Here is a 22,889-nt window from a genome sequence, read left to right on the forward strand (position 1 = left end):
CAACAAGCTTTAAAATCGCTTCGACTTCTGTCCTTCTATTGTCCAGTTTTTTTCGCTCGTGAGTTCAATCTTCTCCGGGATCATAGTGATAGAAACCGTGTCAAATCAATATTTGATGCGGTTTTTATTTGTTTGCTTTTATATTTAAAAACACCAATGGTCACATTCGTTCATGTAGTGGCCATTCTTCCATATTACTTCCTACCCTAACCATCTATCCAAACCATAATATCCCATACAAATATGTTACTATAAAAGAAAATGAGGAGGTGCAAAATGAAAGCAGTAACAAATTATCGAACATTACTTGATCAAGCTGCTATCAAGGATGGTGATTCTTTAAAAGCGATTGAACGCATCGAGGTGACAGAAAAAAATAATCGAACTGAAGTCCGTTTTTCTTATTACCACCTTACTCATAAAGGAAATTGGAGGATTACACCAAGTCCGTTAACTATTGTAGAAGATAAGTGGTGTGAGTTATTCAAAAAAGCACTTCAAACAACTGTATTTCCTGGAGAATTTATTGAACATGTATACGCTGTTTGTAAAAATTACTTAGCCTCATTGACTGAGTTTGTGTACAAGGTTGAGATTAAGAAAGATGGAAATTATGATATTTATGCTAAAGGTTGTATCGAGGATGGCAATTCATTACACGCGGTAGAACGGGTTTATTCAAAACAAAGAAACCGTGAAGAAATCCGCTTTGCATGGTATCAACGAAATCAGATAGGAAATTGGAGATTAGTAGCCAAACGACCTTTAGATGTGGCAGAAACTGAATGGTTTGATTTATTTGAAGTAGCAGTTAACCAACATGTATTTAATCGGCCAACCGTCGAGTTTATGATGAATACGGCAGGAGAAATTCTAGGAATTTAGTGATATTATAACGCTGTTCATAAACCATCTACTGAATACAATCTAACAGCTTATAAAGCTACTTATCTTCATTGATACTATATTTAGCATTTCATACGAAACAATATAGACTTACTAATTTATATAAAAAACGAAGGGACACTCAAAAAAGTGTCTCTTCGTTCTTACTTCCCACCAAACATCTTCTCCAAAGACTTCGCATTCGCAAACAACACTTCTTGTAGGTTGTCATCAGCAACGATTTTATAGTCGCCATCTTTGTCTTTCTTTAAGTTCAATGTAACTTCGCGAGTTGCCATTGTTGCTTCTTTATCTGATAAGTGTTTGACGATAGCTGATGTCATTGTTTTTTCGATTGCTTTTTCAGATTGCTCTTTATCTTCACTAAAGGCACTAGCGAAGGCCATTGGCATAACTTCTCCCATTGCTTTTGTTACGGCAACGGATAGATCGGCAGATGTAACTTTTACTTTAACTTCTGCTTTGTCATCCTTTTTCGATACTTCTTCTAACTTTTCAAATTTAAAGTTTTTCGTAATTGCGCTTAGCATTTCTTTTGCTTCAGCATCATCTGTTTTTTCATTTAGTTTACTAAACTCTTTGTCACTTTCAACAAATGTACGAGCCTTTTCTACATCACCTTTTTGTAACGCTGTTAAAAATTCTTTAGCAGTATCTTTCGGATTGGCGCATCCTGCTAAAACACCGACTGTTAATCCTACTACCATCATTAGCAGCAATAATTTCTTTACCTTTTTCACGTTCATTCTCCTCTTACCTTTTCTTTTCTAGTAAGCCATCCCTATATAATAGTATAAAACTTACATTACAAACATTTTTTAGTATAACATTTATACGATTTGTTTTCTATGCTTTCCAGAAACACAAAGAGCCTTGTAGCATTTCTACAAAGCTCTTTGTGTTTTAATCCGTATCCGTAGCACAGATTAACCGTATGGGATGTTCCTTACTATCTAACACAATCCAAGTAATTTATAATTGTTTCTTCATTCTATAATACTTGCTTTAACATTGGCCTTACTATTCTATATTCTTCACTATAAGGTTCCTTTATGATTAGTGGTGAGCGATCATCTTTTTCTTCCTCAATCGTTGCAAACACTTCTGTTTTCTCTTGTAATGTATTGGATTCACTATTTTTAGTAGGCTTTTTACTTGTTTCAATTTTCTTTGCTACTTCGCCAAGTCTTTGCCCAACTTCTTCTGCTTTTGCAGGTTCATCCGTAACGTAGTATTCTTGACCCTCCCATACTAACATAGGTGGCACTTGTTCCCGTTTGTTGCATATTATATAAGTGATACTAGCGATAAGTAGTAGACTTATTCCTATAAAGAAGATAGTTTTTTTATTCATATACTATTCTCCTTATCTATTATTTTATTGGATTATATAATATAGGGTATATATAGTAAATGATTTTTATGGTAATTTTTGTTTTATTTTCAAAAAGAAAAACCTTACCGAAGTAAGGTTCCATTTTCAATTCTATAGTGATTGATTTATTAAAACGATCATGACGATAATCGCTATAAACATAACGGCTAAACATCCAATTAGTTTATAAAACCCTCTTTTCGTCAATGTCCCGCCTTGGACGTCTTTACGAATAAATAAGAATACGGCTAAAAATAAAACAAGCCCTATCCCAAAAGCATACATCATTTGCATATGTTAATCTTCCTTTCTCTCTTACATCTTAATATCTTTTCGCCAAAACAACAAATGAGATGAAGACTGTACTCATTGTAAGTGCCATAAGTATGTTCAATAGTTCAACCGCAGATAGTGTAATTACGTTTAAGTTTAAGCCAATAGAAAAAAGAAGATAATAAGCTGTTAACGCAAAAAAGCTGAAGAATATCCCTTTATAACGAATGAGTTTCATGCGCTCGTCTTTTTCCTTAAATTGCGGGTGTAAATAGCTTAGGCAAAAACACATGATCATCATCGCAAGCAATGTATACGTTGGAGCCGGTGGTGCCGAATGCGTCATTATACCTGCTAATACCATAGTTCCGCTCATAATAAAGAAAATAATTCCCATAATTAAAAAGTACTTTTGTGAGTAATTCATCCCTATTCCCCCTCTTCCTTTCCTTCATAAATAAAGTGAAACTTTAATCAGTGGGGGTTTTGTTCATCCCCCACTGATTATTAGTTGAACCAATCGGGCGTTTACGGGCAGTTGATCTCCCACCTAGCTTCTTTGCTCCACCCACATTTTGAGGTGGGAGTCTTACTGCCCGTTAACGCGGGATAAATACATTTTCTATCGTTGTCTGAAATGTTTTCGCTATTTCAAATGCTAACGGAAGTGATGGATCGTATTTCCCTTTTTCAATTGAAATGATAGTTTGCCTGGAAACCCCAAGTTTCTCAGCCAATTTTTCTTGAGATAGTCCAAATTTCTTTCTGTATTCGACCATTTTGTTTTCCAAGGAAATTTCCACCTCCTTCCTTATAACGAGTATATATGTAAAGGAAACTTTACGTCAAGGTTCCTTTACATTCATCCTGGTTATTTTTTGCGCTATTTATATAGAAGAAACTTTTCCATTTCAGTACGTCTATTTTGTAATGGAACATGGAACAATGTATATATCCGTTACTATATCCCTTCCCCACTTTTATCAAAATTTAATATCTCCATATTTGTTTTATCCTTTGAAAACATTTTATTCTCCGCTTTACCCTGTGAAATGCGTTATTGGTTTTACGGTATTTTTCGGCATATTTATAGAAACTAACGGTTTATGAAGCATTTTTTATGTTTAGCCACTTTTTTTGTAGAAATCCTTCATTTTCCTTTCAATATTTAACACTATCTAAATAAAGTTTACGATAAATTCATAATTTTTTATTTTTTATACTATATTCCGTTATATTGTTGTATAATATCAATGAAAGCGCTTATTATTTCAATATACATAATTCTAATTTATTTTTATCGAAACATTCTAACTATTATACTTATATTAAAATGCAACAATTATAGTTATTAATGTAGGTATACCAAATATATCCACCCTATTTTTCTGTAAAATTACTTTATAACATGAAAGATTAACTTGGGTGATAAGTTATTGTGAATGTTTTTTTACAAAACAGATAAGTAATAGTGTTTGGTATTATGTAAATTATTGTAATAACATAAGAGTAAAGAAAACATTTAACATTTATTATTGATTCATCAATTATTGAAAAGAGCAAAATGCACCTTTTTGTATGGAAAAGGATTATATGCATTGGGAGGTTTAAACAAATGACGAGGAAGAATACAACGACAAACCCTTGGGCCAAGTTCCACGGTCCGAATCTTGGTTATGTTATTGAGCAGTATGATCTTTACGTAACTGGAGCAGGTTCTGTTGATCCGGAATTACAAGAGCTTTTTGAAATTTTTGGAGCTCCTTCGTTTCAAGATGATGTCGTAACAGGGGACAACACAGCAACACATTTTTCTCCTCAAAACACAGGGAACATTGAAAAGATTCTTAAAGTCGTTCAACTTGTTGAGCAGATTCGTTCTTTCGGGCATACGTTGGCTCACATCAATCCGATGGAAGATGCTGCAAATGGACAATCTCTTCTTGAGAAAGCAATGAACGAACTGAGCGATGCTGATTTGAAAGCGATTCCAGCGAAAACAGTATGGCACGATGCACCAGAAGGTATTCACACTGCACTTGATGTAATTCATAGATTAAAAGACGTTTATACACAATCTTTAGCTTATGAATTTTCTCATATACAAGATAGTGAAGAACGCGAGTGGTTGCATCAAATGGTGGAATCAAATTCATTGCGTCAACCATTATCAAATAAAAAACGAACTGCTCTTTTAAAACGTTTAACAGCTGTTGAAGGTTTCGAGCAATTCTTGCATAAAACATTCGTTGGGCAAAAACGTTTCTCTATCGAGGGCGTTGATATGCTTGTACCTGTTCTAGATGAAATTGTTCTAGAAGGTGCCAAGGGCGGCGTAGAAGATGTCATGATTGGTATGGCTCACCGCGGGCGTCTAAGCGTACTTGCACACGTACTAGAAAAACCATATAGTCACATGTTTGCTGAATTCAAACATGCAAAAATAGATGGCGTCAAGGCAAATGCTGGCTGGACTGGCGACGTGAAATACCATTTAGGTAGAGAACAAGTCGTTGGGAATGAAGAAGTTAGTACTCGTGTTACATTAGCAAATAACCCAAGTCATCTTGAGTTCGTTAATCCTGTTGTGGAAGGTTTCGCACGTGCGGCTCAAGAGAACCGTAAAAAATCTGGTCTTCCAGAACAAGATACTTCAAAATCATTCGTAATTTTAGTTCATGGTGATGCTGCATTCCCTGGTCAAGGTATTGTATCTGAGACACTCAACTTAAGCAGATTGAATGCATATCAAACGGGCGGAACAATTCACGTTATCGCAAACAATGCAGTTGGTTTTACGACTGATAGCTATGACTCTCGTTCTACGAAATATTCAAGTGACCTTGCAAAAGGATTTGATATTCCGATTGTTCACGTGAACGCTGATGATCCTGAAGCTTGTCTTGCTGCTGCTAACCTTGCGATCCAATATCGTACATTGTTCAAAAAAGACTTCTTAATCGATTTAATCGGTTACCGTCGCTACGGTCATAACGAAATGGATGACCCAGCAGTTACGCAACCACAAGTGTACAAAAAAATTAAAAATCACCCAACTGTAAGAGCGATTTATGCAGATCAATTGCAAACTGCTGGCGTTTTAAATGCAGATGAGGTTGAAACAATTACTCAGTTTATACAAGAGGAACTAAAAGCTGAATACGCACAAGTGCCACCTGCTGATACGAGTGCTGCAACAATTCACGTTAAAGTTCCAGATGTTGTTGCAAGAGGCATACAGCCAATTGATACTGGTGTTGAGATTGACTCACTTCGTGCAATTAATGAAGGTCTATTATCTTGGCCAGAAGGCTTTAACGTATATCCGAAAGTGAAGAAAATTCTTGAGCGCCGTAAAGATGCTCTTGAAGAGAACGGTAAAATTGAATGGGCACTTGCTGAGTCGTTAGCATTCGCTTCTATTTTACAAGAAGGTACGCCAATTCGTTTAACTGGTCAAGATTCACAGCGTGGTACATTCGCGCATCGCCATATCGTATTACACGATACGGATACAAACGAAACATATTCACCATTACATCGCTTACCAAACATAAACGCTTCATTCTCTGTTCATAACAGTCCGTTATCTGAAGCTGCAGTTGTTGGTTATGAATATGGTTATAACGTATTCGCTCCAGAAACTCTTGTTATGTGGGAAGCGCAATATGGTGACTTCTCAAATACTGCGCAAGCATTATTTGATCAATATGTTTCAGCAGGAAGAGCAAAATGGGGTCAAAAATCAGGTCTAGTTCTTCTATTACCACACGGTTATGAAGGTCAAGGACCAGAGCATTCTAGTGCACGTCCTGAACGTTTCTTACAGTTAGCTGCTGAGAACAACTGGACAGTTGCAAACTTAACGAGCGCGGCACAATACTTCCATCTCTTACGTCGTCAAGCATCTATCTTAGGAACAGAAGCTGTTCGACCATTAGTACTTATGACGCCGAAGAGTTTATTACGTCACCCACTTACGCTTTCAACTGCTAGTCAGTTAAGCGAAGGACGTTTCCAACCTGCTTTAGAACAAGAAAACCTTGGCATGAAACCTAACAAAGTAAAACGTCTTGTTTTAAGTACAGGTAAAATGGCGATTGACTTAGCAGCAGAAATTGAGTCTGGTAAACATGAGTACAACTTAGATGAAGTTCATGTCGTTCGTATTGAACAATTGTACCCATTCCCTGCTGAGAAAGTTCAATCTATTATTAAACGCTTTAAAAACTTAGAAGAAATCATTTGGGTTCAAGAAGAGCCTCGTAATATGGGCGCATGGCATTACATGGCTCCAATTCTGTTCGAACTAGCTGGAGATAAAGTGAAAACAGGTTACATTGGACGCCCAGATCGTTCTAGCCCATCTGGTGGCGATCCATTCGCTCACAAAGCTGAGCAAGAACTAATTGTGGCACATGCTTTAGATGTGAAGTATAACTTCCGTCAAGATAAACAAGAAATCGAAGTTTACAGCAACTGAAAATAACAATGAATTTTTCCGGCTCGACTTGGGCAGATATTCTGCCCAAGTCGAGCTAACAAATGGAGATTACCGAAGATTAAAGAAGACAAAACACACCGTTAGGCAAATAAGGGGAGGACATTTAAAATGATCGAAATTAAAGTACCTGAGCTTGCAGAATCTATTACCGAAGGAACTATTTCACAATGGCTTATCAACGTGGGCGACAAAGTCGAGAAAGGTGGCAGCGTTGTTGAGCTTGAAACTGATAAAGTCAATGTAGAAATCATTGCAGAAGATTCAGGTATTGTATCGAAATTACTAGGCGAACCTGGGGATACAGTTGAAGTTGGCGCAACTATCGCAATTTTAGATGTGAATGGCGCACCAGTTGCAGTAAGTACACCTGCTCCAGCTGCTGAGCAACCAAAACAAGAAACAGCTGAAGCACCGAAAGCTGCAGCTCCAAGTGCTGAACAAACTACGACTCTACAAGGTTTACCAAATACAAACCGTCCTATCGCATCACCAGCTGCTAGAAAAATGGCTCGTGAATTAGGAATCGACTTAAACGACGTACGTAGCACAGATCCACTTGGACGCGTGAGACCACATGATGTACAAGCTCATGCTACAGCACCAAAAGAAGCACCAGCTGCTCCAAAGAGTCCAGCTCCTGCTACAGTTGCAAAAACTGAATTCGATAAACCAGTTGAGCGCGTGAAAATGTCCCGCCGCCGTCAAACAATTGCAAAACGTCTTGTAGAAGTTCAACAAACGTCTGCAATGTTAACAACATTTAACGAAGTTGATATGAGTGCAATCATGGAATTACGTAAAGAGCGTAAAGATGCTTTCGAGAAAAAACATGATGTACGTCTTGGTTTCATGTCATTCTTCACAAAAGCAGTTGTTGCAGCATTAAAACAATTCCCATTATTAAATGCTGAAATTCAAGGTGACGAGCTTATCATTAAAAAATTCTATGATATCGGTATTGCAGTAGCTGCTCCAGATGGATTAGTTGTTCCAGTTGTACGCGATGCTAACCAATTAAACTTCGCTGAAATCGAAAGCGAAATTCGTAATTTAGGTATGAAAGCACGCGATAACAAACTTTCATTAAAAGAACTACAAGGTGGTACATTTACAATTACAAACGGTGGTGTATTCGGTTCTCTAATGTCAACACCAATCCTAAATAGCCCACAAGTAGGTATTCTAGGAATGCATAAAATCCAAGTACGCCCAGTTGCAATCGATAACGAGCGTATGGAAAACCGTCCGATGATGTACCTTGCACTATCTTACGATCACCGTATTGTTGATGGTAAAGAAGCAGTTAGCTTCCTTGTTGCTGTTAAAGACATGCTTGAAGATCCAAAATCATTATTATTAGAAGGTTGATAGATTATAAATCTATTAAAGGCTGTAGAATAAATTATTCTATAGCCTTTTTGTATTGCGTTCATACGGGACAAATGTCGTGACATAAGCTAATAACGTATGCCTAAAACGTAAGGAGGATTAAAATGAATAACCTTCCAGCTCATGCAAAACTTAAAGCAAATAAGGATACTTTCTTCCTTCCCGATTCAAACGGGGGTGTCTATTTTCGAAATAACGCCAGTTCATTTCGTATGGACGGTGATGGAATTTATAACTGGATTGAAAAATTAATGCCGATGTTTAACGGTAATCATTCTTTAGCAGAAATAACCGACGGTCTCCCTCTCCCCTATCAAAATCGTGTGTTTGAAATTGGAGAGATTTTATATGAGAATGGTTTTGTCCGTGATGTAAGTCAAGATGCACCTCATGAATTAAACAGTGCCTTACTCGATAGGTACGCTTCACAAATTGAGTTTTTAGAGGCTGATTCTCATTCGGGCGCTTTAAAATTTGAAACGTACCGCACGGCAAATGTCCTTATAATTGGTTCTGGGGATATGCTTACTTCCTTAGTTTCTTCTTTACTCGAATCCGGATTACCTACATTTCATTATCTCGTTACAGATCATATGGAAACAAATTATAACCGAATTCATGAGTTAATAGAACGTGCATATGAAGTTGATGACAATGTACTGATTCAAGAAATCAATACTACAGTTGACCGCCCTCTGCATGAAGTATTCGAACCTTTCGACTGGATTTTATACGTTTCTCAAAATGGAGACATTGAAAGCTTAAGAACAGTTCACACGATTTGTAGAGAAACAGGAAAGAACTTCATACCTGCCATTTGTTTATCAACATTCGGTTTAGCTGGCCCTGTCGTAACAGTTGATCGTGAAGAATGCTGGGAATCAGCTTGGCATCGGCTACATGAAACTACTTTACAAAATGAAAATCCATCAGCACCTTTCTCACCAATTACAGGCGCAATGTTAGCAAATGTAATCGTTTTCGAATTATTTAAACATGTTGCTGATGATTCCTATCGAGAAAAGGAACCACAATTTTTTTTATTAAACTGTGAAACACTCGAGGGGACATGGCACCCTTTTATAAAGCATCCTCTTGCAACTGATGAAAGTTTTACAATTGATACAGTAGAAAACCTTTCCGAACAACTTGAGCATCGGTCCAGCCAACATACTTCAACTGAATTATTCCGTTTTTTCGACTCATTAACTTCTAAAGAAGCTGGTATATTCCATGTGTGGGATGAACAAGATTTATATCAATTACCTTTATCACAATGCAATGTTCAAGTAGCTACTCCACTATCAGATGGCCCTTCTTCTCTCCTACCCCTTATGACTTGCGGTGGATTGACACATAATGAAGCGCGCCGTGAAGCTGGTTTAACAGGAATTGAAACATATGTAGCAGAAATCATTCACCGCCTTATTCCTGAACATAACGATATCGGTATCGGCGCCGGAGAAACGATGACAGAAGGTGTATACCGGGCACTACAACAACATTTAAACAATAAACTGTATGAGCGGCAGTCACATATGCTAGAAGAAATTACAACAATTGACGTAACCGAAATTCATGATCAACATTGTAGGTTTTATTACGATGCCCTCTCTACAATCCATGAAACACCTAAAATAGCAATGAGTGAAGAGATTCTCAGTTTTCCTGTCGTTTGGGTCGGTGTAAATGATAGATGGTATGGCGCATCTAATATCAATATGACGTTAGCGTTACGAAACGCACTACAACTATCACTGTTCCACATTCAAAATGAAGAGACTCCTTACAGGGCTAATATTTTGAATGAGTCAGCTATTATTTTGTATGACACGGATTCTTTTAGAGTAGAAATACAAGCGGATGAAGCAAGTCCAGGTGTGCAATCATTACAGCTTGCCTTGCAACAATTAGCAGAACATAATTTTTACCCATTCGTTTTTGACTTAGCTATTGAATCATTTTTGAAAGAAAACTTAGATGGTGTGTATGGGATAATAATTGCAAAGGAGGACAGTCTATGACTCAAAATATACTGCTTATAGGAGATGGCCTACTTGCAGACTATGTACATGGTCAATTATGCGAACAATATTCTATCATTCGCCAACATACTATTACGGAAGAACTCCCTGAAAACATTCAAATCGCTCTCGTATTACATGACGGCTCTCCTTCTACTATTCATCATGATGCTGAGCTTATCTTTCGTTCGAATCATATTCCGTGGTTTCGCGGGTTTACTTCATTTGGTGAAGGTATTATCGGCCCTTACATTCATTCACTTGCAACTGGCTGTTCCCACTGCTCTGACGGACGCCGTTTTATAGCTGGCTTTGATCAACAAGAAATGTGGGAACTACAGCGGAAATATGCGTTAAAAGCAGATAACGTGACGAGGCGTGATGTACGCGCCACCCAAAATGGCATTCTGCAAATGTGTCATCTTATTTGTGCAGAAACAGAGAAGATATTAACTCATAACCATTCTTCTCTAGCAAGTGAACTTATTTTACTAAACTTACAAACGTTACAATGTACTCGGCACTCTTTTCTTCCAGATCCCCTCTGTCCTGTATGTAGTAATTTACCTGATGATACGGCCGATGCAGCAGAGCTTTCTTTACAACCGAGCTTAAAAACAAGTAATGAAACGTATCGCTGCCGTTCCATTCATGAACTAAACACATTTTTAACGAGAGACTATTTAGATTATCGGGTCGGTATTTTGAACGGAAAAATGCAGCATTCTTTATTACCATTTGCTGACGTCATTATAAACATGCCCTTAATGTTCGGAAATGAAGGTGTTGCGGGCCGAACTCATTCATTTGCACTAAGTGAAGCAACTGCTATTTTAGAAGGTTTAGAACGGTATTGCGGTATGTCACCTCGCGGAAAAAAGACAAATGTGCATGGTAGTTTCCATGATTTAGAGGAGCATGCACTAAATCCTCTTACACTCGGTGTACATACAAATGAACACTATAATCATGATAGTGTTCCATTTAAACCATTTGATCCTGATTATAAGCAAAACTGGGTATGGGGCTATTCTTTATCACAAAACCGGCCACTTTTAGTTCCAGAATCAATCGCTTATTATAGTCTCGGTCATCGAGATGCTTTCGTATATGAAACATCAAATGGATGTGCGATTGGTGGTAGTTTAGAAGAAGCAATTTTTCACGGCATTTTAGAAATTGTAGAGCGTGACGCCTTTTTGCTCACTTGGTATGCCGAATTACCTCTTCCCCGCCTTGATCTGAGTTCAGCAAATGATACGGAATTGCAATTAATGATCCAGCGGTTACACACGATTACCGGGTATGAATTACACGCTTTTAATGCGACGATGGAACACGGTATCCCGAGCTTATGGGTAATTGCAAAAAATACGCGTGAAAACGGAATGAACGTTGTTTGTGCAGGAGGCGCTCATTTAGACCCAATCCGCGCTCTAAAAAGTGCCATTCACGAAATAGCCGGTATGTTACTAATAACAGACGATGAGCTCGATCAAAAAAGAGAGCACTATGAAAACTGTTTACAAGATCCTTATCTCGTTAGGCAAATGGGAGACCATAGTATGTTGTACGGATTGAAAGAGGCGGAAGAACGTCTTCACTTTCTTTTGCATAACGATGCTCCCCTGCAAACGTTCCAAGACATGAATCCATTACAATCATTTGATATGGATTTGACATCCGATCTTCATCAACTTTTAAACAGATTACATCAATCTGGACTCGAAGTAATCGTTGTAGATCAAACCGTTCCGCTTATAGAAAAGAACGGATTACATTGTGTAAAAGTCATTATTCCAGGTATGCTGCCGATGACATTCGGTCATCGTCTCACTCGGGTTACAGGACTGGATAGAGTATATACCGTACCAATGACACTTGGATATACGAACGCACCTTTAACGAATGAAAGATTAAATCCACATCCGCATCCGTTTCCATAGTAAAGGAGGGATTTCATGCAGCTAGATACTTTTTTACATCATCTCCATTTCTCTATTGATGAAATTATGCCGAATCATGAGGTAAACTGGGAAGACGCGCCGCTCCCTTATAAATTATATCGAAATTTACCTGTCATCCCTCTCTCTTTAGAAATCCCATCACCTTTGCCGAACTCTTCTACTACACCTACTTTGGATGAAATTGGGCATTACCTTTGGTACTCATTTGGTTTAACCCAATTATGTCAGCTAAATAGCGAGAGAATTTTATTCCGAAGGTCTATCCCTTCTGGCGGCGCTTTATATCCGAATGAATTGTATATATATTTAAAGATTGATCAATATCCAGACGGTATTTACCATTACGATGCCGCGCATCACCGGCTTATCTTACTTCGCGAAGGAAATTTCGATTCTTACCTTACAGAAGCACTCGGCAATCGCTGTAACTTACATTCTTGTTTTGGCGCTGCATTTGTATCTACTATGTTTTGGAAAAACTTCTTTAAATACAATAATTTTTCATATCGTCTTCAAGGATTAGATAGCGGTGTTCTCATCGGACAATTACTTGAGTGTGCAAAACAATTCGGTTACACAAATGGGGTATATTTCCAGTTTTTAGACCGTGCCATGAATCATTTACTTGGACTATCAGAAGGCGAAGAAAGTGTGTATGCAGTTATTCCTTTAAGTATAGAACCGCATACAGATTGGTTTCATGACGATCACCGTGAAAATAAATCTGTTACTTCTCATGACTTACTGCAGCAAATTCCACCGTTAGCACATGAACATTTCGTTCGCTCAAAGCATATGGGTGAATATCCGATGATAGCAAAAATAAACACAGCTTCTATGATCGAATCGACAGAACACTTCCAAACATTCGCTCATGAAGAATACTATCCACATACCACTCACGCTGTACAGCTACCGAATGTAGAACGTTTGTCGTATGATTTTTTCCATCTTTGTAAAAAACGATATTCACCTGAAGCTGACTTTACTTTAACAAGATGGGATGCAGCGGGGCTCGCTACTTTACTACAAGAAACGAGCCTCTCCTTCCCTTATTACAACGACCTTGATGGAAATCATATAAACGAAAACGCAAGGGTTTCATTATATGGATGTTTTTATAACGTCAAAGACATAGAAAACGGTGCTTACGCTTATAACAGTAGAACACATTCCATAAAGCCAATTCGGCATGGAGACCTTCGTTATCCCCTTCAGTCTAGTATGACGATGGATAACGTAAACCTTTTTCAAGTACCGCTTTGCTTACATGTAGTCGGCAAGAAAGATTACTATACACGTGCATTAGGCTATAGAGGATACCGCATTCACCAAATGGAAGCTGGTATACTCGTTCATAAACTTGTTTTCGCTGCTACAGCTATGGGGATGGGCGGGCATCCGTTACTAAGTTTTGATACAAATTCATGTGATCAATTGTACGGGATAGATACCGGAAATGAAACGTCGCTCATTCAAGTTCCTGTTGGGGCGTATCGGGCGCGAAATTGGTTAAAAGGGGCTTTGCATAATTAGAAGCACGCCGGTAGACGGCGTGCTTTTTTAAAGGACTTAATTTATAAAAAGCGAAATGAGTATATATTCTTACATAAAAGGAGAGTTTAACTTGAGCATTTTACAACGATTAATTCAGCAAGCGAAAAATCCTCGTGGGACAATCGGTTCCTCCATGCTTTGTATTATGAACGCTGCACATACGAGATTAATAAATTGGGCATTGCAAAAAGTACATATAAAGACAGATGCATTCATATTAGATATCGGCTGTGGTGGTGGCAAGGCAATACATACTCTTTCAAAACAAACCCCACTTGGGAAAATATATGGGATTGATTACTCCAATCAAGCTGTTGAAAACTCAAAGAAAGCGAATATGCAAGATATAAAAACAGAGAAAGTAATCATTCAGCAAGCAAGTGTCTCCTCTATTCCATATCATACGGACTTCTTTGATCTCATTACCGCTTTTCAAACACACTACTTTTGGCCTGATGTTAAACATGATATACAAGAAGTATTTCGCGTCTTAAAACCGAATGGATCCTTTTTATTAGTGGCTGAAACTTTCAAAATTCAATATCATATGGAGAAATTTAAAACGAACGAAGAATTAGTAACCCTCTTTTATAAGACAGGATTTACAAGCGTGAAATGTTACGAAGAAAGAGGTTGCCTTTGTGTAATCGGAAATAAGTAAAAAAGCAGACCCTTCAAGGTCTGCTTTTTTACTAGATTAATTTAAAGATACTCTTAATTTGTCTTGCAAACAACCAATTTTTCGTACCGTAGTTATCATTTAAACTATCTAAATTGATAGATTTACCGTTAGCAAACTTTAACTCTAACGTTGTATTTCGATCATTTGTTTTTAAGTTACTATTTGTTATATCACTATACTTTAATTTTTCAACTTCGATATATTCTTCTTTCTCTTGTCCGATAACGACATGGTCTTGGAAGAAGAACAATACTTCTACTTTTTTACCGAAACAAAATACATTTTTCGTATAAATTAATGTCGCATTATCAAGTCCGACACATACTTCTTTCATCTCTTCAACAACGTGTCCAAAGTCTTCTTCATGTCTTGCATTTGATTCAGCAATCCATTCCTCGATTGTTTTCATATTAATTGCCATACTGCGCCCCCTGGTTCGTTCATCGCTTTATTAAAAAAATAAATACTATATGAAAATATAAGCGATAAGTACTATGTTTTCAAGTGTGAACGATATATTCAAAATAAAGTTAAATTTCAAAGTAATATATTAGGAACACCTATTTCATTATATTTTAAACGTTTGAACGAGGCATTCTTCATCATCAATTAGCTGTTTTTGTTCGTCAAATTCAATTTTTAGCTCGCTATATACTTTCTCCCACTTTATTATTCGGTAAAAAAGATTACTTCCCTTTACACAAAAATAGCACTTAAAAAAGTGCTATTCCGCTCGCCTTGCCGCTTGCTGAATTGGATCCCACACGCTGTTATATGGTGGTGCGTAACTTAAGTCGACATCTTCTAAATCGTGAATGCTCATTTTATTGAAAAGCGCCATTGCGATCACATCAATACGTTTATCTACGCCTTCTTCTCCCATTACTTGTCCGCCCAATAATTGTTTCGTATCGGAATGATATAGTAATTTCAAGTAAAGTGGTGTAGCACTTGGGTAATAGCCTGCGATATTTGTTGAATCTATTTTCACTGTTTTATACGGAATATTTAATCCGCTCGCTTCTTTTTCATTTAATCCTGTTCTCGCTAATGTAAGGTCCATAAATTTAATGATGCCTGTACCTAACGTACCTTTAAATGCTCTTCGTTTATCAACCATATTGAGTCCAGCAAGTCGCCCTTGTTTATTTGCGGTCGTTCCGAGCGGGATATGATCATGAATTTCCTTTATAACATGATAATGTGTTGCGCAATCACCCGCGGCATATACATCTTGCACATTCGTTTGCATATATGCATTTACTTCGATTGCCCCTTTATAATTTGTACGTATACTGGTTCCTTCAAGAAAATCAGTATTTGGTTTTACTCCGACAGATACTAAAACAAGATCCGCTTTATATGTACCTTTATCCGTTTCAATTTGTTCTACTCGCTCTTTTCCGATAAACGCTTTTACATTTTCATTTGTTACAATTTCAATATGATGTTTATCTGCTTCTTTATGTATATACTTCGCCATATCCGCATCATAAATCGTACCGATATGATCATTTCTCTCAATCATTCGAACTTTCTTACCAAGTTCGACGAATGTCTCTGCCATCTCCAGTCCGATCGCACCGCCGCCAATAATGGTTACATCTTCAACTTTATTCGTTTCTAACGTTTTTAATATGCGCTCTGCATCTGGAATTGTTTTTAAAAGATGAACACCTTGTAAATCTTTCCCTTCCCAATCTGGCATTACAGGACGTACACCAGTCGCAATTAATAAACGGTCATACGAAAATTCAAAAACATCTTTCGTCTTCGTATGTACTGCATACACAATTTTCTTTTCCGTATCCACTTTTGTTACTTCATGACGTACTTTCGCATCAATTCCATATTTATCTCGAAATGTCTTCACATTCCTCGCGATTAGTTTTTCAGTTGAAGCAATCGCACCGCTAATGACATAAGGCAAACCGCACTGAGCGTATGAATAGATTTCACCTTTTTCTAACGTCACAACATTTGCAGTTTCATCGTTTCTAACAATTTGCATTGCTGCACTCATACCAGCTGCATCTCCGCCAATAATGACATAGTTCACTTTACCACTCCTTCTGTTTTACATACTCTTTACGATTTCCATATTTTACAGAAATAACACCTACCTCCATTGTAAAGAAAGATAATTTCATCTACAAATTTCATGCACAAGACTATGCATGAATAGGTAAGCGTCGTGTCTTATAAACAAGATGTTTAATATGCTATAACAGCAACTATTGAAAGTAGGTGAAACATACATGTGCGCCGGCCTTCTCGCTCAGTTTCCAGAGGAACCGAAAGAACCCAAAACCGCCATCGCGCTTGAACAGGAATTTACCGTTAATGCCATTTTATACAGTGCTCGCGCTTGGTTATCTGACGATGACGCTTTCTCTCAAACTATTTGGAAAGCCACTCGCTTCGCTTCTGTATCACACGCTGGTAAGTCCATCTTCCCAGTCGGTACTGTTAAAATTGTGAACTTTTCTGATGATACAATAACTGTTACTGTATCATCAGAATCAGATAATCCTCTTAAAAAAATCGTCCCCCCTCATTCTGAAGCTGCTTTAACGTCTAGTTCTTTATCCGATGTGCTAGCTAGTACATCAGGAGGAGCAAGTAAAGTCACATTTCTCTTTCACATCTTTTTCTCAAGCGATCCTGGTTCGGATAAAAAACCATAAAAAAGGGTACAGTTATGCACTGTACCTTTTTCACGCATTCTATTCTCTTGATTTGATCAGTTCAACATTATAAGATTCAATATCCGTTAATGCTCCTGTAAAATACGGATTTTCTCTGTACCAAGACTGTTTTGAAAAATACGCTTGCATATCTTTCGTTTGAAACATATGTCCATGTCTTGCGTATATTTCATTTCTAGCAATTTTCAACTGCTCTTTCGATAAATATCTTAAATCTGAACTCGTTAATTTTCGAATATCACTATCCGGAAAGATGAAACCATTATATACATACCCAGTCACAGGCGGCGGAGCAACATTGTAAACAACTGTTTTTTCTGCACTTTTCTTTTGAAATGGAAGATTATAAGTCGAAAGTGCCGTTACCGTTTCTACTTTCGTCGTTTCCCGTCCACTTTCTCCATTTCGTTCTAAATAAATCGCCGCACTTCCATCAGTCGCTATCGGTCCCCACGTAATTTCTTCTCCAGCCAGCGCTGTAACTGGCTTTTGATTCACGTACAATGTCGCACCAGGTGCATTCGTTTGGACTGTAATATATTGCCCTTGCATTGTTAAATCTATCGTTACATTATTTTGGCTTTGTTTCATAAGTACAACCTTTTCCTCGCGTGATAGTTTTACATATTCATTTTTAAACTCTGATTGAAATACTTGAGTTCCCGGAAGAAACGGTCCATATTGCTTCTCAAACTTTTTGTCATCTGTCTTATCAATTTCTTTTCCGTTCATTTTTAAAGATGTGCCTTTTTCATTTGTAAGTAAGGTTGTATAGTACGTCTTCGCTTTCAATTTATACCGATCAAATATAAAGAAATACTTCCCATCTTTCGTTAAAGAAAAATCTGCTCTTTCTATTCCATCCCCTTGTTTTTCACCTTGCCTCAAATATTCTTTCAATTCATTCACGTAAGATGGATTTTCTTTTATATACGAAAATAGAGGCATTAAACTCTCTCTCGTTACAATCACCGATGGATCATCTGCCGTGATGATCTCAGCTAACTTCTCCCCGTCCCGCTCTTGTAAAATCGTAATCATCCGGTCTACTTGTGCCACCTGCGTGTAATACGATGATCCGTACAAATACAGTCCAACTATCGCTATAATAAATATTGCAAAAAATGTAAGACCAATTGTTGTACCACTGCTCATTTTTTTCTTTATTACAGGACTTTCCCTCTTCTTACCGCAGTTTTGACAAAATTGCACATCGTCTTCAAATTGAGTACCGCACTTTGTACATACACTCATCCATTCAACCACCTTTTTCTTAGAAGCCCGTAAATCCTCCAGTAATAGTTTGAATTATCGTATTAATGTAAGACCAAAGTACAATCCATGTTGCGATTCCGATTAAAACATTTGCGATAAGAAGAGTGTAAACAGGATCTAATCCACCGCTATCTAGTTTTAATATAGCTACGATGATACTAATTGACATATACGTTGTAGCCACCCCTAATAATATTGGTAGAAAAAAGATCAGTAAGAAACTAAATAGAAAAGAAAGAACTAATATAGCAATAACTGGAGTCGCTATCGTTCCCCATATGCCGAATGCTTCAAGAAAAGAAAAAGATGATTTCATCATCTTACCACTTACAAAAATAATAAATCCGACAAATAACGTTAAAATTAATAAAAAGAAAAAGACTTTTACAGATTCTCCAAAGAAAGTAGGAGTAGTTATATCTGGTGCAAATGTTCTCGTAACAGCTGCTGCAGTACTCATCATTCTATAAAAAATACATGCTCCTAAAAAACAAATAAGAACAAGACTTACAATTCCATTTCGCACTTCAATATTGCCACTTTTCATAATCGCTGTCGGTGCTTTTAAAGCATGTGTAAAAAACTGAAAATAGCCACTCGCAAATCGTTTCGCTTGCTCTACCGTTTCATTCGGACGCGTTTCCTTTACTTGTGCTACGCGCACTTGTTGCTGTCCTTCTTCCTGTGCACCACTTGCCACCGCTTCTTCCGTTAACGAATGTCCACAATTCCCGCAAAACTTTGCCTCTGCTGCATTCTCCATATTACAAGCCGGACATTTCATGCTCTCATCCCTCCTTAAGCATATACCTGATAGGGTGTTACAAATTCAATATATGACTTTGTACATAAAACATGACTACAAGAAAAAGATTATGAAATCCTCCTTTTGAAGGAAAATATAGAGACTAGCAATCTAGAAAAATAATGTTATTATGAAACAGAGAAAATAACATTTTTAATAGATTGGATGAAGACAGTGGAATTTGTAAACTCTATTTTTCAAATACTCCTTACAAGTGTGATCCAATTACTCTCTTTAATTGGGGTCATCATTGTAATCGGATTACTATTAGGTTATTTAGAATCACTAACAAGAATGTATTGGTCGAGGGCTTTCGGAAGAAGAGGATTCCTTCTAACTGCATGGATCGGTGTTCCTATTCATGAACTTGGGCATGCGCTTATGTGTTTATTATTCCGTCATAAAATTGTAGCGACGCAATTCTTCCCAACGGATACAAGTCAGGGCGCTTTAGGTTACGTACAACATCAATACAATCAAAAAAGCATATATCAACGAATCGGGAATTTCTTCATTGGAATTGGCCCTATTATTTCTGGTATTACTGCATTAATCCTTTTAATGCGCTATTTCGTACCAGAATCCTATTCTTTATTTAATACAACTCTCGAAACAACAGTTGCATCGACTTCTATTAACTTAGACATGATCCAAAACATGTTTTTATCAACATTCTTTTTATTAAAAAGCTTGTTTACAATGAGTAATTTATTGAATCCTTCATTTTGGTTATTTTTATTTATCGCTATTTGCATTTCCGCACATATTGCTTTAAGTAAGCCAGACATTAAAGGATCAATAGACGGTGTCATCGTAATGTTTATCGTATTATCTTTATTCAACATCATAGCAGGGCTTTTTCAGTACGACAGTAATCTGCTAATTGGACAGGTTATGAAATATAATATGTATCTCATTGCATTTTCTAGTGTGGCGTTGCTGTTCTCATGTATTTCTACACTTGTTAGTTTTGGGTTTTATAAGATGAGAAGAGGGCGTTCGTTGTGAACGCCCTTTTCTCATTAGTTATTCCTCTTATAATCACAATTCTCAACCGGAATACGAGCATGTCCCTCTTCATCGGTACACCATGACTGTGACTGGAATGCAAGGAAGATACCAATCCATTCTTCTTCCTTCTCAAAGTGAATGAGTATTCCCCCGTCTTGCCATATACCATTATCACCTTGCCATATACCATTATCACCTTGCCATTTCTCTACATTTCCTTGATTCATGTGAATATCGTGTATACCGTTGCCTGGTTTGAAATGAAAGTAAGAATCGGGTATATTTCCTTCTGGTCCCCACCTTTCACCAAACGCGTAAAGAATCGCTTTTTCTTCTATCGCTCGTTTTATATACCGCTCTATTTTTTCATTTAAATCATTATCAACGCCTGCTTTTTCAGCAGGTAAAGGCATCATTTGATTTGAGTCAAATAAATTTCCTCTTACATAATCTAAAGCGACTTTCGGCTCATTATTTTTCACTTCTGTAAAACCAAGCGGTAATGTTGGTAAAATATGAATCGCCTCTGACTGAATATTATTACTCGCAAAATATAAAACTTCTGACGGATAACTTTGCGACTTTACGTTAATTGCAATGCGATAGTCTACTCCTGCTTCGCCTTGTAAATGAACTTGATAATGAGGTGTTTTCCCTTTTCCAATTTTAGATTGTACAACTGTACCTTTTAACACACCATAGTTTTTTAAGGGCATACCTTTCATCTCCTATTCATTTAGTAGAAGCTATTCATATTTAAAACATTATCCAACTATAAATAAAATCCTCCTATGTTAGGAGGATTTTTCACTTTATCAACACATACCAAATAATAACTTCCACCACAACAAGTAACACCGCACCAAAAATCATTAATGTCGTTTTCTTTAATAGTTCATTTTCACGATGCGGGATATTACATAAATAAGCACCGAGTGTAATACGTGATGGGCAAGCAATCGTCGCTACTGATGATGCGGTATTTTGAAGCGTTGTGACGTATTGCCACGGAAGTGCTACGTTTTGCGCTGTTTGCATTTGTAGTTTTATAAACATCGCATTTGATCCTGCGTTACTACCTGTTAAAAAACCGCCGATTCCGCCGATGAACGGAGCAACGAAAACAAAAAACGTACCAAATGTTTCACCAGCTGTTTTTGCGAGTAATGAATGCATGCCAGATGCGCCCATTAGTTCTGAAATGGCAATAAACATTGTCGTTGTAATAGCGAAAGGAATCCATTGTTTTATCGTTTGTGAGAGTGATTGTTTAATAATTTTTGATGGAATACGGAAGAAAATAATTGTAAATAAACAAGTCATGGCCAGCCAAAATCCTGGTGAATATAGTAACTCTAATTTGTAAGAGTATGATTTTAAATCGAGAACTGCATAGGATCTGAGTAAATCATGTAATGCTGGAACGAGGCGAGAAAGTAAAATACAAACTGTTAAGAATATATAAGGGCTAATAATTTTTATAATAGATACTTCTCTCTCCGCTGCCGCAGCATGTTCTGTTATAAGGGTTTGCTCATTTTTTCCTTTTAGTTTAATGATAAGAAAGCCAAATGTAATCGTAACGATAGAACTTAATATCCCTGCTAATTCAACACTTACGTATGCGTTAGAAAGATAGATTCCGAGAGAAAATAATAGAAAGAACCCTACTCCTTCCTTCCACTTTTCTATAACTGCCTGAAAGCCACCGACAACATATAAAGAAAGAAAGATAAAATATGCAAAAATCGGGATGCTTAATAGCGCTGTATTTGTACCAAGTGTCGTGAGCGGCATATTTATAAGTTGCGAGCCGATAATTGTACCTGTTGCCATCGCGCCCCATGAACTAGCCAGTAAACCGATAAACGCGAGCAGTACAGCTTGAAATGGTTTATAGCCTAACGAAAGAAAAATCGGTGCTGCGACCATAAAGCCAATACCGAATCCACTTACTGATTCAATTAGTGGACAAATACCAAAACACATAAGAAGCATTTGTAATAAGCGATCATGAGTGACCTCTTCTAGAAAGCGCGCTACTTGATCGATGTAACCCATTTTGTTCATGAGGTGAAATAAAAAAATACCGAAAAATAAAACGTACCCAACAATAAAACAAATTAACCAACCTTTAATCGTCGCGTGCACAGTTTCACTTATCCCTAGCCGAAATGTTGGCGAGAGTAAAACAATTCCAACAGAAACGGCATAAGAAATTAACGAGGCCCTTAATGACGTCTGTTTAAACAAAAATAAACAAATAAAAATCATCATAATCGGGATAAGTGCCAACAATATGGCCATGTTATCATCTCATTTCGTTTAAAATACAATTTTTAACTATTATATAACAGATAAAACGATTTTCAATTGTTTTTGCAACAGAATCAAAAAAGAACCAAAGCGGCTC

The 22,889-nt window shown here is 37.2% G+C and carries 20 protein-coding genes and 1 pseudogene; 9 read left to right on the forward strand and 12 right to left on the reverse strand.

Annotated features, from left to right (window positions below; all coding sequences use genetic code 11):
- Positions 1-276: 276 nt before the first annotated feature.
- Positions 277-885 carry a hypothetical protein gene (locus COI75_RS07555; protein ID WP_000649044.1) on the forward strand — a complete coding sequence of 203 codons (609 nt, stop codon included), beginning with the start codon at positions 277-279 and terminating at the stop codon, positions 883-885.
- Positions 886-1,049: 164 nt separating this feature from the next.
- On the opposite strand, the gene COI75_RS07560 is transcribed toward COI75_RS07555, so the two are convergent.
- From COI75_RS07560 to COI75_RS07580, 5 genes are all read right to left on the reverse strand, one after another.
- On the reverse strand, positions 1,050-1,646 hold the full coding sequence (locus tag COI75_RS07560; protein ID WP_000756073.1) for a DUF4878 domain-containing protein: 597 nt from the start codon (positions 1,644-1,646) through the stop codon (positions 1,050-1,052).
- Positions 1,647-1,897: 251 nt separating this feature from the next.
- Positions 1,898-2,260: a hypothetical protein gene (locus COI75_RS07565; RefSeq protein ID WP_001036549.1), complete on the reverse strand. Its 363-nt coding sequence runs from the start codon at positions 2,258-2,260 to the stop codon at positions 1,898-1,900.
- A 132-nt stretch (positions 2,261-2,392) separates the two neighbouring features.
- Positions 2,393-2,575 carry a DUF3976 domain-containing protein gene (locus COI75_RS07570; RefSeq protein WP_001178292.1) on the reverse strand — a complete coding sequence of 61 codons (183 nt, stop codon included), beginning with the start codon at positions 2,573-2,575 and terminating at the stop codon, positions 2,393-2,395.
- 28 nt (positions 2,576-2,603) lie between these two features.
- Entirely contained in the window at positions 2,604-2,981 is a 378-nt protein-coding gene (locus COI75_RS07575) for a hypothetical protein (protein WP_001109890.1), read from the reverse strand.
- 172 nt (positions 2,982-3,153) lie between these two features.
- Positions 3,154-3,345 carry a helix-turn-helix transcriptional regulator gene (locus COI75_RS07580; RefSeq protein WP_000428514.1) on the reverse strand — a complete coding sequence of 64 codons (192 nt, stop codon included), beginning with the start codon at positions 3,343-3,345 and terminating at the stop codon, positions 3,154-3,156.
- Positions 3,346-4,169: 824 nt separating this feature from the next.
- On the opposite strand from COI75_RS07580, the gene odhA reads away from it, so the two are divergent.
- From odhA to COI75_RS07610, 6 genes are all read left to right on the forward strand, one after another.
- Positions 4,170-7,037: a 2-oxoglutarate dehydrogenase E1 component gene (gene odhA / locus COI75_RS07585; protein ID WP_000197122.1), complete on the forward strand. Its 2,868-nt coding sequence runs from the start codon at positions 4,170-4,172 to the stop codon at positions 7,035-7,037.
- A 129-nt stretch (positions 7,038-7,166) separates the two neighbouring features.
- The gene (odhB, locus tag COI75_RS07590) at positions 7,167-8,426 is read left to right on the forward strand and encodes a 2-oxoglutarate dehydrogenase complex dihydrolipoyllysine-residue succinyltransferase (protein WP_000569931.1); all 1,260 of its coding nucleotides are present in this window, start codon (positions 7,167-7,169) and stop codon (positions 8,424-8,426) included.
- A gap of 125 nt (positions 8,427-8,551) precedes the next feature.
- A complete protein-coding gene (locus tag COI75_RS07595) occupies positions 8,552-10,471 on the forward strand; it encodes a putative thiazole-containing bacteriocin maturation protein (RefSeq protein ID WP_001061538.1) in 1,920 nt (639 codons plus the stop codon).
- Entirely contained in the window at positions 10,468-12,417 is a 1,950-nt protein-coding gene (locus tag COI75_RS07600) for a TOMM precursor leader peptide-binding protein (protein WP_000192996.1), read from the forward strand. The genes COI75_RS07595 and COI75_RS07600 overlap by 4 nt, the downstream gene beginning before the upstream one ends.
- A 15-nt stretch (positions 12,418-12,432) precedes the next feature.
- Entirely contained in the window at positions 12,433-13,974 is a 1,542-nt protein-coding gene (locus COI75_RS07605) for a SagB family peptide dehydrogenase (protein ID WP_001175552.1), read from the forward strand.
- Positions 13,975-14,065: 91 nt separating this feature from the next.
- Entirely contained in the window at positions 14,066-14,656 is a 591-nt protein-coding gene (locus COI75_RS07610) for a class I SAM-dependent methyltransferase (RefSeq protein ID WP_000025736.1), read from the forward strand.
- A gap of 31 nt (positions 14,657-14,687) precedes the next feature.
- On the opposite strand, the gene COI75_RS07615 is transcribed toward COI75_RS07610, so the two are convergent.
- The 3 genes and pseudogenes from COI75_RS07615 to COI75_RS07625 all read right to left on the reverse strand — a co-directional run bounded on the left by COI75_RS07615 (position 14,688) and on the right by COI75_RS07625 (position 16,736).
- On the reverse strand, positions 14,688-15,098 hold the full coding sequence (locus COI75_RS07615; protein WP_000996784.1) for a DUF3908 family protein: 411 nt from the start codon (positions 15,096-15,098) through the stop codon (positions 14,688-14,690).
- 147 nt (positions 15,099-15,245) lie between these two features.
- Positions 15,246-15,341: pseudogene (locus COI75_RS07620) on the reverse strand (GNAT family N-acetyltransferase); the annotation flags it as partial.
- 60 nt (positions 15,342-15,401) lie between these two features.
- Positions 15,402-16,736: an FAD-dependent oxidoreductase gene (locus tag COI75_RS07625; RefSeq protein WP_001110253.1), complete on the reverse strand. Its 1,335-nt coding sequence runs from the start codon at positions 16,734-16,736 to the stop codon at positions 15,402-15,404.
- A gap of 199 nt (positions 16,737-16,935) precedes the next feature.
- Here COI75_RS07625 and COI75_RS07635 point away from each other — a divergent pair, with 199 nt between their 5' ends.
- Positions 16,936-17,364: a hypothetical protein gene (locus COI75_RS07635; protein WP_000332401.1), complete on the forward strand. Its 429-nt coding sequence runs from the start codon at positions 16,936-16,938 to the stop codon at positions 17,362-17,364.
- A gap of 39 nt (positions 17,365-17,403) precedes the next feature.
- Here COI75_RS07635 and COI75_RS07640 read toward each other — a convergent pair whose 3' ends face one another.
- Both COI75_RS07640 and COI75_RS07645 read right to left on the reverse strand, forming a co-directional pair.
- Positions 17,404-18,639, reverse strand: coding sequence for a TcaA 3rd/4th domain-containing protein (locus COI75_RS07640; protein WP_000109696.1), 1,236 nt, complete (start codon positions 18,637-18,639; stop codon positions 17,404-17,406).
- A gap of 19 nt (positions 18,640-18,658) precedes the next feature.
- Positions 18,659-19,444 carry a zinc ribbon domain-containing protein gene (locus COI75_RS07645; RefSeq protein ID WP_000650076.1) on the reverse strand — a complete coding sequence of 262 codons (786 nt, stop codon included), beginning with the start codon at positions 19,442-19,444 and terminating at the stop codon, positions 18,659-18,661.
- Positions 19,445-19,639: 195 nt separating this feature from the next.
- Between COI75_RS07645 and COI75_RS07650 the strand changes: the two genes are divergently transcribed.
- Positions 19,640-20,473, forward strand: coding sequence for a hypothetical protein (locus COI75_RS07650; protein ID WP_000397505.1), 834 nt, complete (start codon positions 19,640-19,642; stop codon positions 20,471-20,473).
- A 14-nt stretch (positions 20,474-20,487) separates the two neighbouring features.
- On the opposite strand, the gene COI75_RS07655 is transcribed toward COI75_RS07650, so the two are convergent.
- Entirely contained in the window at positions 20,488-21,192 is a 705-nt protein-coding gene (locus COI75_RS07655) for a DUF2278 family protein (protein ID WP_098448269.1), read from the reverse strand.
- A 91-nt stretch (positions 21,193-21,283) separates the two neighbouring features.
- The gene (locus COI75_RS07660; RefSeq protein WP_098381279.1) at positions 21,284-22,783 is read right to left on the reverse strand and encodes an L-lactate permease; all 1,500 of its coding nucleotides are present in this window, start codon (positions 22,781-22,783) and stop codon (positions 21,284-21,286) included.
- Between the last annotated feature and the right edge of the window lie 106 nt (positions 22,784-22,889).

Origin of the sequence: Bacillus cereus (assembly GCF_002564555.1) — a bacterium.
Classification (GTDB): Bacteria; Bacillota; Bacilli; order Bacillales; family Bacillaceae_G; genus Bacillus_A; species Bacillus_A cereus_K.